We start from the raw sequence: 14,122 nt of genomic DNA on the forward strand, positions 1-14,122 counted from the left end.
GAAGTACATCATCTTTCCTAATATATTCGTAGTCCAAATCTTACCTAAACTTAATTATGGACTACAGATTTCCTTTAGGGACCAAGAGAGCTATCTTCTCTTTATGTATCTCACTACTCAGCGTGAGTTCCCTAATTGCACAATCTAAAAACGGGAAGGACAAGATTCGTTTTTCCTACGATCAAGGAAAAATATCTTCCTTGATTTCCGATTTTGAATCGGAGCACCAAAATAAGCGTCAAAAAATAGAAGAATTAATAAAGACCAAAGGTCTTTTTGCATCAAAAAATAAAGGTGATGGCACTCAAATAGCACTTGAGGATATCGGCTCCGACGGCACTCCTTTGTTTTATACAACATTGAACGACCCAGCATCCCAAACATCGAGAGCCCATACCTTGTACGATAATGGCCTGTTGAACCTTGGCCTTACAGGAAGCAATATGGAAGTGGGCGTATGGGATTCCGGCATTGCTCTAAGCTCGCATCAAGAGTTTGATACAAGGGCATACAAAAATGATAATTCCACCGAAGTAAGTCTGCATGCCACCTTGGTAACGGGCAACCTTATATCTGCAGGAGTAGAGCCCAATGCCAAAGGTGTGGCCTATAACGCCAAGGCTTTGAGCCACGATTGGAGCCGAGATAAGATCGAAGTGGCACAGGCTGCCGCAAATGGCCTGTTGTTGAGCAACCATTCCTATGGAATTTTGTCCGACAGAGTGCCAGATTGGTACTTTGGGGCTTACATAAAAGCTACCCAAGATTGGGACAGGATCATGTACAATGCTCCTTATTATTTGATGGTGACCGCAGCAGGAAATGCCAGACAATCCAACGATAATGCTAGCCCAAACTTTGGTAAGACCAGCGATGGTTTTGATCTTTTATTGGGATTTACAACATCAAAAAACGGATTGACCATTGCCGGTGCAAATACAGAAATAGACAACAAAGGAAATTTAAAGAACGTATCGGTGGCCGGATATAGCAGTTTTGGCCCTGTTGACGATGGCCGTGTTAAGCCGGACCTTGCAGGAGATGGAGGAAATATTCTATCTACCAGCTCATCGACCAACAGTAGTTATCAAGTGTCCGCCGGAACTTCCATGGCAGCACCCGGAGTAACAGGTTCTTTACTTTTGCTGCAACAATACCACGAAGAGCTTTTTGGCAAGTATATGAAAGCGGCAACCTTAAAAGGATTAGCTCTTCATACAGCAGATGATGTGGATGCCAAAGGACCCGATTACAAAATGGGTTGGGGGGTGATGAATGCCAAATCGGCGGCAGAGGTGCTTCAGAACAAAGACTACACCTCCTTGGTCAATGAAGAAAGTTTGATCAATGGCGAAACCTACTCCATAACGGTAACTGCACTTGAAAACCATCCTTTGATCGCTTCCATTTCTTGGACCGACCCAGAATCGGAAAACATTAACCGTGGAGACCTGAACAGCACAACAGCCGCTTTGGTCAACGATTTGGATATTCGTATCACAAAAGATGGAAAGAACTATTTTCCTTGGAAACTTAATCCAGCCAGAGCCAACGACCCGGCAACCTTGGGAGATAACAAGGTAGACCCGTTCGAACGAATTGAAATCGAAAATGCCAAGGGTACGTATACCATCACTGTAAGCCATAAAGGGCGATTAAAAAACGGAATCCAGGATTTTTCCTTGATCGTGTCCGGGGCTCAAATATCCAATTGCTCTATTGAGGTTCCTACGGGTTTTGAAATTAAAAACTCTACGGAAGCAGGCACTACACTTTCTTGGAGCAATGCCGATGAAACATTGTTCGAATTTCAATATAAAAGTATTGATTCCGATAACTGGAGCAATGAACTGATTTGGGAAAACAGCTTTAATCTTGATTTACTGGAAACGGGAAAGGTATACGAAGCACGGGTACGTTCCATTTGTACCGAGAATGCAGTATCCGAATTTTCGGAAACGATTGAATTTGAGTTTAATGGTATAGAAACAGTATTGATTCAGAATACACCTATGTACGTACCACAGCAGTTGAGCATTTCCGTTTATCCCAATCCTACCGTGGACTACCTCAATGTAAACGGTGAGTTGTCCAAAGATGCAGAATTCTCTATTGTGACGACTTCCGGAAATGTTATAAAAAAAGGAAAGACCCAAGGCTCAATAAATGTATCTTCAATTTCTTCCGGCCTATATGTTTTGGTCATTCAGGATTATTCTGGGATAAAAAGTACCAAGTTTTATAAGAATTAGAGGTAAGGCCGGAGTGCCAATAACCTTTTGCCGCTCTGAAAAGGCCACCATCCATCGATATCGGGATTTACAGAACGGTCACTCTATTTTTGTAGGCTATTGAACGAAAGTTTGCCACAGGTAATCGTGGAAATGAAGTATGTTGAACCCAAATAGAGATTTTACTAGACTTTTTGTAGTAAGAAGGTCTAAGGCTATCCAAAGAAATTATCGATTATATGTCATGCTGTTTATACTCTGGACAGCGATACCTTTTGAAGTGTACACACCAAAAGCCCATTAATGGGACACCATGTATGCAAAAGTAATATCGGAGGTCATTTCAACATGAGATGCAAAGCATCGATTGAGAAATCTCAAAATAAAAAGATTTCTCCCTGCTTCCTTCGACCCATTTCGACTTAGCTCAATAACCAGCGCTCAGGCTGACAGTTCGAAATGACGATGACAGACTTTTTAGTAGATAAAAAAAGATACCTTACTGCGTTTGGAAAGACATATAATTAGCATGGTAAAGGGAACATTTGCCTATACCTTATTAATTTCATCATCCGTTAAAAGTTCCTCGTTGCGCATGCGTAAAAACACCTGTGCAGTGGTCACAACATCCAATTCACAATAGGCAATGATTCTATCAATATCATTCTCCTTGTAAAATACATCCTTTACCATACTACCATCCATATCTTCTTTTGGTGAAGGTATCCCAAGAATATGCGACAATAATTTGAGGGAGGTATAATGTTTGTAATCACCGAACTTCCATAGTTCCATGGTATCCAAATGGGGTACTTCCCATGGCTTTTTCCCGAAAAGATCCAGTTTATAGGGTAGATTGATTCCGTTTATTACCATTCTGCGGGCGATATAGGGGAAATCGAACTCCTTTCCGTTGTGGGCACACAAGAGATGTTTGGCATGATTAAAATGGTCTTGGAGCAGTTGTTTGAATTCTATTAAAATTTTGTTTTCACTACCATAAAAGGAAGTCACCCTAAAACTCCTTATGTCTCCTTTATGGGTAAAATAACCAACAGATATACATATGATCTTCCCAAATTCGGCCCAAATTCCGGCCCGGCCGTAAAATTCCTCAGCGGTGAATTCATCCTTACGTTGATATTGTGTTTTTTGTTCCCACAAGTGTTGGCCATTTTCATCCAGATCGGTGAAATGTTGATGTTGGGGCACAGTCTCAATATCCAAAAAAAGGATATGTTCCAGGTTAAGTTTATAAAGCATGGCAACTAATTAAAAAAGAGTCGTCTGCTTTGCAGGACTCTCGTGTTCCAATAACCATTTTTTTCTATGCAGTCCACCTGCATATCCTGTGAGGTCTCCATTGGTTCCTATTACTCGATGACAAGGAACCACAATCCAAAGTGGATTTTTGCCATTGGCCGAGGCTACTGCACGAATGGCCTTTACATCACCGAGTTGTTTGGAAAGTTCTAAATAAGAAATGGTTTTTCCAAAAGGAATTTCTAAAAGAGCATTCCATACTTTTTTTTGAAAATGGGTACCGGATGGGTTTAGCTTAAGGTTAAATACCGTTCGGTTTCCATTAAAATACTGTTGAAATTGCTCTGCTGCTTCCTTAAGTTCCGTTGGTATTGTACCAATTGGTTTTTTGTTGTTTAAAACCGTAACCGATGCAAGTCCGTTCTTGTCTCCTTTTAACTCGGCTACACCTATAGGTGTTTGTATATAAGCAACCTCCATTATTCAACCTCATCTTCACCTTCAATAATACCCAACCGTTTGGCGCGGGCATGCCAATTTTTTCTGGCCAGCTTTTGTAGGTCCTCAACATTGTCGCTTTCATCCATAATCTCGAACCCAAGAAGAGTTTCTATTACATCTTCCATGGTTACCAAGCCACTTACCGAACCATACTCATCCACAACCAAAGAAATGTGCTCGCGTTTCTGTACAAATGTTTTAAAAAGATCATTTATGGACTTTCCCCGGTTGGTAACAAGCAAATCCCTTCGGATGGTGGCCAAGGTCTGATTTCCTTTTTTGTTGATGATGGCTTCCAATAGTTCGTCCTTTAAAAAGAAACCGGTAATGTTGTCCATACGGTCCTTATACAACGGAATCCTGGAAAATCGCAGGGGACGGTTCTTTTCAAAAAACTCTTTGATCGGGGTATCTTCGGATGCTACTTTCATTACCGTTCTTGGCGTCATTACATCACGGGCCAGGATTTCATCAAAATAGAGCAAATTTTTGATCATTTTGGATTCTGATTCCTTGAACACACCTTCTTCTTCGGCAATTTCCGTCATTGCACTAAAATCTTCTCGACTCAGTATGCTTCCGTGCTCTCCCTTGGCTCCTACAAGTTTGGTGAAAAGTTGTAATAGCCATAACAAACCTGTCCATTTTAGGATAAACACCATAATGTTCAATGCCTTGCTCGTAAAATTGGCCAATTGCTTCCAAAAAGTGGCCCCAATGGTCTTGGGAATTATTTCCGAAGCTACCAGAATTAAAATCGTCATAATAGTAGAAACGATCCCGACCATAAGATCTTCGGTAAGTCTAAAACCAAGAATGCTACGTTCGGTACTTCCGTACATTTCTGCGTAGGCAACTTTGGCCTGTACGCCCACCAAAATAGCGCCCACGGTATGTGCGATGGTATTAAGGGTAAGAATGGCGATCAGCGGCTTGTCAACGTCCTTTTTAAGGCTTTCCAAAGTGGTTGCATATTCTTTTCCCTCTTGTTTTTTTACATTGATAAACGTAGGGGTTATGCTCAGTAGCACTGCCTCCAAAATAGAGCACAAAAATGAAAAGAAAATTGAAATGAGGGCGTAAAAAATGAGTAGTCCCATAGAATGGCTAAATCTTTAGTACCAAGATAGGCAATCGGAATCAATTTAATGGCTTATACCCTGAGCTTTATAAAAAACATCCTGCAATGCTGTCCGGATGTTCAGATTGTACAGTTGACGATGGCTTCTGGAAGGGTATACCCGATTCGACAGAAAAATATATGTAAGTTGGTTTTCTGGGTCCGCCCATACAAAGGTGCCGGTAAATCCGGAGTGCCCAAAACTTTTAGGCCCTACCCTAGGAGAGGGGTAAGCATCCTCCAGGGCAAGCTCGGCATTGTCCAACAATGGCTTGTCAAAACCCAAACCACGACGGTTCTCGTTTTCCGGGTACTGCACTTGGGTAAATTCTTTTACGGTCTCGGCCGAAATAAGTTGCTTACCGTCCATCATACCATAATTTTGATAAAAAAGCATGATCTTGGCAAGGTCGTCCGCCGTACCGAACAATCCTGCATTGCCGGATACACCGCCCATAAGCGAGGCATTTTCATCGTGTACCCAACCTTTTACCAAGGATTTTCTAAAAAGAGTATCTATTTCCGTTGGCACTATTGCATTTATGTAATGGTTGTTTTTTGGCAGATATCCTAAGGTATGGCACCCTAATGGGCGGTAGAAATTTACATCCAGATAAGTCTCATAGTCGATTCCCGAGAGCTGCTCGATCAAACTAGGGAAAATAAGAAACGTGAGACCGGAATATCTATACTTCTTTTCATCTGAAACTTTGGAGCGGCCAATGAGTCGGTTCATTTTTCTTCCAAAACGGTCATTGATGTACAGACCATCATACACTTGTCCCTTAAATCTTTTATTGGATGAATTGCGGACAAACCGTTTTTTGATCTTGCCATTTTTTCGGAGCACTTGTTGCAAAAACACAATATATGGCTCTAGACCTGCCTGATGCGCTAAAATTTCGCGGAGCGTAAGATTTTTTTTGTCTTTTATATTCTGCCAAGGTTTCCAGTAGGTACTGAAAGGTTTGTCCAGGTCCAATTTGCCTTCGTCCACTAATTTCATAAGGGCTGGCAGTGGCCCAGTAATTTTGGTTACCGATGCCAAATCATAAATGTCGTTCAGGGCAACAGGGCGCAGCTTATCATAAGTGTGAAAACCATAGGCTTTGTGAAAAATTACCGTATCGTTTTTGGCCACCAAAACTTGAGCCCCGGGGAATGCCAAACTGTCGATGCCCATCTCCATAATAGAATCCACTTTTTGATTGATGAAATCTTCGTTGAACCCTAATTTGGATGGATATGCGTGTATAAGTTCGCGTTGGGCAAAGGTTAGGGGCATCACTAAAGTGATGAGCAAGAGTGAAATGGATATTTTCTTCATTTGGTAAAGGTTTATCCCAAAGATCGTACAAAATCCTTGGCAAAATAGCTCGCAATAATGTCTGCACCGGCTCTTTTTATGGCGGTCAATTGCTCCAACATCACGGCATCGTGGTCCAACCACCCTTTTTCTGCAGCTGCTTTTACCATGGCATACTCTCCGGATACCTGGTACACGGCAACGGGGGTATCGACTTCATTTTTAATTTCACGGACTATGTCCAAATAGCACAGACCGGGTTTTACCATTACAATATCGGCTCCTTCGTCAATGTCCATTTGGGTTTCCCTAATGGCTTCATACCGATTGGCATAATCCATTTGATAGGTTTTTTTATCCTTGGGCACGTCCGCAATATCCACAGGTGCGGAATCCAATGCATCGCGGAAAGGACCATAAAATGCACTAGCGTATTTTGCGGAGTAGGCCATTATGCCGGTATTCAAGTAGCCTTGATCTTCCAAGGCTTCACGAATGGTAAGGATTCGTCCGTCCATCATGTCGCTTGGTGCTACAAAATCTGCGCCCGCTTGGGCATGGGACACGCTCATTTCGGCCAACACTTCTGCAGTTTCGTCGTTCAAGATCTGTCCTTCTGCTACAATACCGTCGTGCCCGTATGCTGAAAAGGGATCTAAAGCCACATCCGTCATCACCAACATTTGTGGACAGGCATTTTTTACGGTTTTTATGGCACGTTGCATCAACCCGTTCGGATTAATGGCCTCGGTACCTTTGTTGTCTTTTAGTTTATCATCAACTTTTACAAAAAGTAGCACGGAACACAATCCCATCTTCCACAATTCTTTCACTTCTTTTTCAAGATTGTCCAGGCTCAATCTAAAATAGTTGGGCATAGATGGAATTTCTTCTTTGATTCCTTTTCCTTCGGTTACAAAGAGAGGTACCAAAAAATCATCTGGTGTAACTTGGGTCTCTCGGACCAATCTTCTAATGGATTCGGATGCGCGCAGTCTTCGGTTTCGTATTAGTGGGTACATGGTTTTAGTTTTAAGTGTTGATCAAATATCTATTTCTCCTTCCAGATAAGGTACTGCTTTGCCAGAAATTTTAACCCTATCCCCTAAATATTCGCAAACCAGATCTCCACCTCTTTTGGATAGCTGCTTTGCCGTCATTTTGGTCCGGTCCAATTCTTTGGACCAATAGGGCGTTAAGGAAGTATGTGCCGAACCGGTAACCGGATCTTCGGGTATACCGCAGGAAGGGGCAAAAAACCGCGATACAAAATCCACTTCGGTGCCCGGTGCGGTAACAATAACTCCTCTAGCATCCACTTGATCTAAAAGGAAAAAGTTGGGCTCAATTTTTTCAATCTCTTTTTGAGAACTGTAGACAAGCATGTAATCGGTTTTACCCTTAAAGGTTTTGATGGGGGACTTACCCAAAGCTTGATCGATCTCGTCAATATTTTTGATCGCAACAAGAATATCTGCCGGAAAATCCATTGTTAACCAGCCATTATCAGCTTTGGCAACAGTAAGTTCTCCGCTACGATGCGAGAAAAACCGAACGGTATCCATATCTAAATTATAAAAATGAAACAATACGAAGGCCGTAGCCAAGGTGGCATGGCCACATAGGTCCACTTCCAGCTCTGGAGTAAACCAGCGTATTTCGTAGGTGTCATCTTTTTTAACGGCAAATGCGGTCTCGGCCAAATTATTTTCCCGAGCTATGTTTTGCATCAGTTCTGGACTCAACCAGGCATCCAATATGCAAACGGCGGCAGGGTTGCCGGCAAAAGTCTGGTTGGCAAATGCATCAATTTGATAAATTTTCTGTCTCATGGCTTGTTTTTACGACTACATATTACACCCATTCTTTTGGGTTTTGGAGTGCTTCTATCAATTTTGTTTCGGCACTGTTCTTTTCTGGATGATGATCGTACCTCCATTGTACATGAGGTGGCAGACTCATCAAAATACTTTCTATTCTGCCATTGGTGCGCAACCCAAAGAGCGTGCCCTTATCGTGCACCAAATTGAACTCCACATAGCGTCCTCTCCGAATCTCCTGCCAATCGCGTTGTGCTTGGGAGTACGGCAATTCCTTTCTTTTTTCGACAATAGGAACATAGGCCCCCAAAAAGCTGTCCCCGACCTCTGTTACAAAATTGTACCAATCTTCCATACTGGTTTCTTCGGATGCTTTGCAATAATCGAAGAACAATCCACCAACCCCACGGGCTTCGTTCCGATGGGCATTCCAGAAGTAGTTGTCGCACTTCTTTTTATAGTCGGGATAGAAATCCGGATTATGGGCATCGCAGGCTTTTTTACAGACTGAATGAAAATGAATGGCATCTTCATCGAACAGGTAGTAGGGAGTAAGATCTTGTCCGCCTCCGAACCATTGATCCACAATGTTACCTTCCTTGTCGTACATTTCAAAATAGCGCCAGTTAGCATGCACCGTGGGCACCATTGGATTTTTTGGATGAATCACCAAACTCAGTCCGCAGGCGAAAAAGTCCACATCTTCCACTCCAAAGTAGTTTTGCATACTCTTGGGCAACGGGCCATGTACTTTTGAAATATTTACGCCGCCTTTTTCGAAAACTGCTCCGTTTTCGATTACCCGTGTTCTGCCTCCACCACCTTCTTCGCGCTCCCAAAAATCCTGTTGAAATTTAGCTGAACCATCCAACTCTTCCAATTTATGGGTGATGGTATCCTGTAGTTTTTGAATGTATTCGTAAAATTTATCCTTCATAATATAATTCGTAAAGTTCCATATCGAGAAAATCTTCGTTGGGCGGTCGATATGCTTTTTGGATCGTTCTTTTCCATTGAAAACCGCATTTTAGAGCAACCCCTATACTTCCTCGATTAGTTTTATGCGCTATAATTTTAAGGGTTTTTAAATCTATTTTATCAAAAGCAAAATCTATTGCTTGTTTTATGCAAGAACTGGTGATGCCCTTACCATGGTAATCACTGTCCAAACAATAAGCAAGTTCTCCCTCTCCGATGTTGTGATCAATGTTTTTTAGTATGACCAAGCCGAGTATGCTTTGGTCATTATTCTCTCTTATGGCAAAGGTGAATTCCTCTTTCTTAGCAATTTCTTCGTCTTTTTTTTCAATGTAGTTTCGAGAACCGAGCACTGAAAGGTTTTGTTGCAGGGTGTTTGGGAAGAAACGTTCAAATATCTCCCGGTTCGATCGCATTAAAAGAGATAAGCTTTCTGCATCGTCCGGTTTAAGATAATCTATTTGAAAAGCTGTATTGATCATAACTTATCAAAGAATATGTACCATTTGGTATTTATAATTGGAAAGTTTTGACGTTTCATTTATTTTGATGGATTCACCGGTCATTTCTTTCAACTTGGCTACAACCTCGGTCTCCACCTTATCGGCATTTTGCCTATAAATAAACCTACCTACCTCATTATTGTGCAAATCCATTTGTTTTGGCAATTTTTTGTTTGGAAACGAATCCTCGTGCCAATCGGTTACCCTTTTTGCCCATTGGGTTGCCGATTCTTCGTTTCTGCTCCAGGCAAAACATCTTTTGGCAATCAAATAATTCCATAGTGCATGCCTAAATGCGTTCGCCGGACCATTTTTATGGTGCAGTTTACCAAAGTACTTGCTCGAAATGGCCAAGCAATCCTTTGTTGCTCTTATAGTCGGGAGTATAAAGAGAGGCCTGCTCAAACCAATACCGATAACCTTTAGGAGATTCTTTACATCTAACCGTTTCAGTATCGCAAAAAGCTTCACCCTTTATACTCCTTAACCGCTTCTATAAAAGCTTGGGCATTCTCGATAGGAATGTTGGGCAAAATACCATGGCCCAGGTTTACAATGTATTTGTCCTTGCCAAAATTACGGATCATCTGTGTCACCATTTCCTTGATTTTTTCTGGTGGTGAAAGTAATCTTGCTGGATCAAAATTACCTTGAAGCGTGATGTTTCCTCCCGTTAAGTATCTGGCATTTTGCGCAGAACAGGTCCAATCGACCCCAACTGCGGACGCACCTGAATTGGCCATCTCTTTTAATGCAAACCAACAGCCTTTACCAAATACAATTACTGGGGCCTCATCTTTTAATGCATCCACTATTTGTTGGATATATTTCCATGAAAACTCTTGATAATCCACGGGCGAAAGCATTCCTCCCCAAGAATCGAAAACCTGTACGGCATTAACACCAGCTTTAACCTTTGCTTTAAGGTAAGCAATGGTAGTATCGGTTATTTTTTGAAGCAGTTCGTGGGCAGCTTTTGGCTGGGTAAAACAGAAACCACGGGCCTTGTCGAAACTTTTGCTCCCTTGCCCTTCCACACAATAGCAGAGAATGGTCCAAGGAGAGCCTGCAAATCCGATCAAAGGAATTTCATCATTTAATTTCTCCTTTGTCATTTCAATTGCGTCCATTACATACCCAAGCGAGTCATGAACATCGGGAACAACCACATGGTCCAAATCCTTTTGCGAACGGATCGGATTGGGAAGATACGGTCCAAAGTTGGGCTTCATTTGCACCTCGATGTCCATAGCTTGGGGTATTACCAAGATGTCACTGAACAATATGGCGGCATCCATGCCATAGCGCCGAATGGGCTGTACGGTTATTTCAGAAGCCAGTTCCGGTGTTTGGCAACGGGTAAAGAAATCGTATTTTTTCTTAAGTTCCATGAATTCTGGCAAATAGCGTCCCGCTTGTCGCATCATCCATACGGGTGGACGCTCAACGGTTTCTCCTTTTAAAGCCTTTAGGAACAAGTCGTTTTTTATCATAAGTTCTTATAGTAGTTAATCGCCTGTACCAACACATTTTCAACAGTCGGTTTGTTGGCTAAAATTATATTCTCTGAATGTTTTTTAGCTTCGGCAGCGGTGGTGTTTCCAATGCAGAACAACATGCTGTTGCCCAATTTGTTTTCCAACAAGTAACTTTGAATACCACTGGGGCTGTAAAAAAGAATACCATCGAAATTTCTATTGAAGGCCTTAGGGTTCGAGTGAGTCCGGTACACCATCATTTCTTTATACCGAATGTTATTTTTTTTAAAGGCATTGGGCAAATCATCCCTTCTTTTGTTCCCACATAAAAACAAAAAGGATTCACAGCGGTATTTTTGTGCAATAACTTTTCCCAATTCTGAAGCATACTGCGTGGATTCCACGACTAATACTCCATTATCTTCCAAAAGCGATCGCGTTTTATCGCCTACGCAGAATGCACGAAACCCGGACCTGTCCAATCCTTCTGTTTGCTTTATAAAAACCTTGACTGTATTCTGGCTGGTAAAAACGTAATTTTTGTGTTCCAAAGGTATCTTGTCTTCGAGAAACTCGATCGATAGCGCATTGTATTCCACCAATCCCAAGCCGGAATTTAGAAAAAGTTCTTTTTGTGACGGGCTTAATATTTTAGTGGACAGCACTGTTTTCATTTCTGATTTCCTGCATCAATTTATCACCGCCGTTTTTTAGCACTTCTTCCGCACACGCCTGGCCAAGGTTCTTTGCTTCGGACAGTTTCACCTCTTTTTTAATTTCAATCTTTTTTTTGCCGTCCAAAGAGAACACTACGCCTTTAAAATGCACTTTTTTATCCTTTATTTGGGCCAATGCTCCTATTGGGGCAGTGCATCCTCCTTCCAAAGTGCGCAAAAATTCACGCTCTATGGTTGTTGCCACTTCGGTTTCCGAATGGTTAAGATGGGCCAATGCCTGTTGGGTAAAGTCATCTTCTTGTTTGGCGACCACCAACATGGCACCTTGTGCGGGAGCGGGAACCATCCAATCCAATTGAATGGCGTCTTTGGGCAATAGTTTTATACGCTCCAATCCTGCTTGTGCGAAAATGGCACCTTGCCAGTTGTTCTCGATAAGTTTTAACAAGCGAGTGTTTACGTTTCCCCTAAGGTCCACCACTTTGTGGTCGGGGTATTTGTTCAACCATTGGGCTTTTCTGCGCAAACTGCCCGTGGCAATGATCGCAGGTTGGTCCTGCTCCAAAAAACCAGAACCTTTATGCACCAGAATATCGTGGGTAACGGCGCGCTCAAGTACGGCCACTTGTACTATGCCTTTAGGGAGTTGGGTGGGTACATCCTTCATGGAATGTACAGCAATATCTATATCGCCCTTTAACAAGGCTACATCCAGTGTTTTGGTAAAAATACCGGTAACGCCCAACTCGTACAGAGGTTTGTCCAACACTTGGTCCCCCATGGATTTTGTGGGTACCAAAATGGTATCGTACCCTAGTGTTTCCAATTTATTTTGAACGGTAGTGGCTTGCCACAGCGCCAATTCGCTATCGCGGGTTCCAATGCGGATTATCTTGCTCATTTGGAATGTAGTTCTAGCTGAAATACTTTCTGGATAAGTTCCAGACTGTCCTCCGTATCCACTTCGTTGCTCTTTAAGTGATTGGCAAACTGTTTGGTAATTTTTTGTATGATCCTATCGGAGATGATTTCTGCTTGAATTTGGTCGAAACCTTCTATTTTTTTGGTCTGAAAATCGATTTCTTCGGTTTTCATTGTGTTCAGTTTGTCCTTAAGGGCATTGATTACCGGAGCAAACTTTCGCGTTTCCAACCATTTAAGGAAATCTTTTCTCACTTTCTCAATAATCGCTTCTGCCTTTGGGATAAATTCCTTTCTTTTGGCCAAAGTCTCATCGGTAATTTGCGACAGCTGATCCAAATGCACCAAGGTAACGTTCTTCAGCTCTTTTACATCGTCAGATACGTTTTTGGGTACGGACAAATCCAAAATCAATAAGGGCTTTTTAGTGTATACCAAAGCTTTCGAAACGGTTGGCAGTTGGGCCCCTGTGGCCACAACAAGTATGTCGGCCTTTCGTATTTCGGACTGCAGATCTCCATAATCTTTTACCGTTAATTGAAACTTGCCTGCAACATCCTCTGCTTTTTCCCTGGTTCTATTGATCAGTGTAATGTGGGAATTGTTGGAGTGTTTTACTAAATTTTCGCAGGTGTTCCGTCCAATCTTGCCAGTCCCGAAAAGTAAAATGTTCTTATTGGAAATATCATCCACATTATCCAGAATATATTTTACCGATGCAAATGCAACCGAGGTGGCCCCAGAAGATAGTTCCGTCTCGTTTTTAATACGTTTGCTGGCCTGGATCACCGAATTGCACAAACGTTCCAAGAACGGATTGGCCATTTCCTGCTTTTTGGCACGGTAAAAACCTTGTTTGATCTGGCTGATGATTTCAAAATCACCCAAAATCTGACTGTCTAGACCAGTCCCCACTTTGAAAATATGGGAAATCGCGTCATGGTTTTTATATACATAGGCCACTTCCTGGAATTCCTCCACAGTGCCTTTGGTCTCCTCACATAACAGCTTTATAAGTTGATAGGGGTGCTGTGCAAATCCATACAGTTCGGTCCTGTTGCACGTAGAAATGGCCAAAAGCCCATCGATGCCCATTCCCTTCGCCTTGCTCAATATATGATCAATGGCAGGAACATCCAGACTGAACTTTCCTCTAACCTCTGCATCCGCCTTCTTGTAACTCAACCCAATGGCGTAGAAGGAATTATGTTTTGAAATATGGTAGTTCCTCATAAAGGATATAAATCGCAGAACAAAATTAACAGGCTTATGTATCAAAAAATAACGGTAGCGGAACCAGATAGGCCACTACTATTTATTTTGT

At 42.1% G+C, this 14,122-nt stretch carries 14 protein-coding genes; 1 reads left to right on the forward strand and 13 read right to left on the reverse strand.

Annotation, left to right across the window (positions count from 1 at the left end):
• Nucleotides 1-56 precede the first annotated feature (56 nt).
• On the forward strand, nt 57-2,252 hold the full coding sequence (locus tag AB9K32_RS13105; protein ID WP_369885438.1) for a S8 family serine peptidase: 2,196 nt from the start codon (nt 57-59) through the stop codon (nt 2,250-2,252).
• 528 nt (nt 2,253-2,780) lie between these two features.
• Here the strand turns inward: AB9K32_RS13105 and AB9K32_RS13110 are convergent.
• The 13 genes from AB9K32_RS13110 to hemA are packed head-to-tail and all read right to left on the reverse strand — an operon-like array spanning nt 2,781 to nt 14,031.
• Nucleotides 2,781-3,494 (reverse strand): 3'-5' exonuclease, encoded by a 714-nt coding sequence (locus tag AB9K32_RS13110; RefSeq protein ID WP_369885439.1) that lies wholly within the window; start codon nt 3,492-3,494, stop codon nt 2,781-2,783.
• Nucleotides 3,495-3,503: 9 nt separating this feature from the next.
• Entirely contained in the window at nt 3,504-3,974 is a 471-nt protein-coding gene (locus tag AB9K32_RS13115) for a methylated-DNA--[protein]-cysteine S-methyltransferase (RefSeq protein ID WP_293297757.1), read from the reverse strand.
• Entirely contained in the window at nt 3,974-5,095 is a 1,122-nt protein-coding gene (locus tag AB9K32_RS13120) for a CNNM domain-containing protein (RefSeq protein WP_369885440.1), read from the reverse strand. Before AB9K32_RS13120 ends, AB9K32_RS13115 begins: the two co-directional genes overlap by 1 nt.
• Before the next feature lie 45 nt (nt 5,096-5,140).
• The gene (locus tag AB9K32_RS13125; protein ID WP_369885441.1) at nt 5,141-6,442 is read right to left on the reverse strand and encodes a serine hydrolase domain-containing protein; all 1,302 of its coding nucleotides are present in this window, start codon (nt 6,440-6,442) and stop codon (nt 5,141-5,143) included.
• A gap of 11 nt (nt 6,443-6,453) precedes the next feature.
• Nucleotides 6,454-7,443 carry a porphobilinogen synthase gene (hemB, locus tag AB9K32_RS13130; protein WP_293297747.1) on the reverse strand — a complete coding sequence of 330 codons (990 nt, stop codon included), beginning with the start codon at nt 7,441-7,443 and terminating at the stop codon, nt 6,454-6,456.
• Between the two features lie 21 nt (nt 7,444-7,464).
• On the reverse strand, nt 7,465-8,253 hold the full coding sequence (locus tag AB9K32_RS13135) for a PhzF family phenazine biosynthesis protein (RefSeq protein WP_369885442.1): 789 nt from the start codon (nt 8,251-8,253) through the stop codon (nt 7,465-7,467).
• A gap of 22 nt (nt 8,254-8,275) precedes the next feature.
• Complete coding sequence (hemF, locus tag AB9K32_RS13140) at nt 8,276-9,178, reverse strand: oxygen-dependent coproporphyrinogen oxidase (RefSeq protein ID WP_369885443.1); 903 nt, start codon at nt 9,176-9,178, stop codon at nt 8,276-8,278.
• Complete coding sequence (locus AB9K32_RS13145; RefSeq protein WP_369885444.1) at nt 9,168-9,701, reverse strand: GNAT family N-acetyltransferase; 534 nt, start codon at nt 9,699-9,701, stop codon at nt 9,168-9,170. The genes hemF and AB9K32_RS13145 overlap by 11 nt, the downstream gene beginning before the upstream one ends.
• A gap of 6 nt (nt 9,702-9,707) precedes the next feature.
• Nucleotides 9,708-10,193: a hypothetical protein gene (locus tag AB9K32_RS13150; protein WP_369885445.1), complete on the reverse strand. Its 486-nt coding sequence runs from the start codon at nt 10,191-10,193 to the stop codon at nt 9,708-9,710.
• Nucleotides 10,190-11,215 (reverse strand): uroporphyrinogen decarboxylase, encoded by a 1,026-nt coding sequence (hemE, locus tag AB9K32_RS13155; RefSeq protein WP_369885446.1) that lies wholly within the window; start codon nt 11,213-11,215, stop codon nt 10,190-10,192. The genes AB9K32_RS13150 and hemE overlap by 4 nt, the downstream gene beginning before the upstream one ends.
• Nucleotides 11,212-11,874, reverse strand: a complete 663-nt coding sequence (locus tag AB9K32_RS13160) for a uroporphyrinogen-III synthase (RefSeq protein ID WP_369885447.1) — start codon at nt 11,872-11,874, stop codon at nt 11,212-11,214. The genes hemE and AB9K32_RS13160 overlap by 4 nt, the downstream gene beginning before the upstream one ends.
• Nucleotides 11,852-12,778, reverse strand: a complete 927-nt coding sequence (gene hemC, locus AB9K32_RS13165; RefSeq protein ID WP_369885448.1) for a hydroxymethylbilane synthase — start codon at nt 12,776-12,778, stop codon at nt 11,852-11,854. Before hemC ends, AB9K32_RS13160 begins: the two co-directional genes overlap by 23 nt.
• Nucleotides 12,775-14,031, reverse strand: coding sequence for a glutamyl-tRNA reductase (gene hemA, locus AB9K32_RS13170; protein WP_369885449.1), 1,257 nt, complete (start codon nt 14,029-14,031; stop codon nt 12,775-12,777). The genes hemC and hemA overlap by 4 nt, the downstream gene beginning before the upstream one ends.
• Nucleotides 14,032-14,122 lie beyond the last annotated feature (91 nt).

This window comes from Allomuricauda sp. XS_ASV26 (assembly GCF_041224615.1).
Lineage (GTDB): Bacteria > Bacteroidota > Bacteroidia > Flavobacteriales > Flavobacteriaceae > Flagellimonas > Flagellimonas alginolytica.

What these genes read in the sequence shown, in the direction of transcription:
- AB9K32_RS13105 (WP_369885438.1), top strand. Translation starts at nt 57, where the DNA reads ATGGACTACAGATTTCCTTTAGGGACCAAGAGAGCTATCTTCTCTTTA.
- AB9K32_RS13110 (WP_369885439.1), bottom strand. Translation starts at nt 3,494, where the DNA reads ATGCTTTATAAACTTAACCTGGAACATATCCTTTTTTTGGATATTGAG.
- AB9K32_RS13115 (WP_293297757.1), bottom strand. Translation starts at nt 3,974, where the DNA reads ATGGAGGTTGCTTATATACAAACACCTATAGGTGTAGCCGAGTTAAAA.
- AB9K32_RS13120 (WP_369885440.1), bottom strand. Translation starts at nt 5,095, where the DNA reads ATGGGACTACTCATTTTTTACGCCCTCATTTCAATTTTCTTTTCATTT.
- AB9K32_RS13125 (WP_369885441.1), bottom strand. Translation starts at nt 6,442, where the DNA reads ATGAAGAAAATATCCATTTCACTCTTGCTCATCACTTTAGTGATGCCC.
- hemB (WP_293297747.1), bottom strand. Translation starts at nt 7,443, where the DNA reads ATGTACCCACTAATACGAAACCGAAGACTGCGCGCATCCGAATCCATT.
- AB9K32_RS13135 (WP_369885442.1), bottom strand. Translation starts at nt 8,253, where the DNA reads ATGAGACAGAAAATTTATCAAATTGATGCATTTGCCAACCAGACTTTT.
- hemF (WP_369885443.1), bottom strand. Translation starts at nt 9,178, where the DNA reads ATGAAGGATAAATTTTACGAATACATTCAAAAACTACAGGATACCATC.
- AB9K32_RS13145 (WP_369885444.1), bottom strand. Translation starts at nt 9,701, where the DNA reads ATGATCAATACAGCTTTTCAAATAGATTATCTTAAACCGGACGATGCA.
- hemE (WP_369885446.1), bottom strand. Translation starts at nt 11,215, where the DNA reads ATGATAAAAAACGACTTGTTCCTAAAGGCTTTAAAAGGAGAAACCGTT.
- AB9K32_RS13160 (WP_369885447.1), bottom strand. Translation starts at nt 11,874, where the DNA reads ATGAAAACAGTGCTGTCCACTAAAATATTAAGCCCGTCACAAAAAGAA.
- hemC (WP_369885448.1), bottom strand. Translation starts at nt 12,778, where the DNA reads ATGAGCAAGATAATCCGCATTGGAACCCGCGATAGCGAATTGGCGCTG.
- hemA (WP_369885449.1), bottom strand. Translation starts at nt 14,031, where the DNA reads ATGAGGAACTACCATATTTCAAAACATAATTCCTTCTACGCCATTGGG.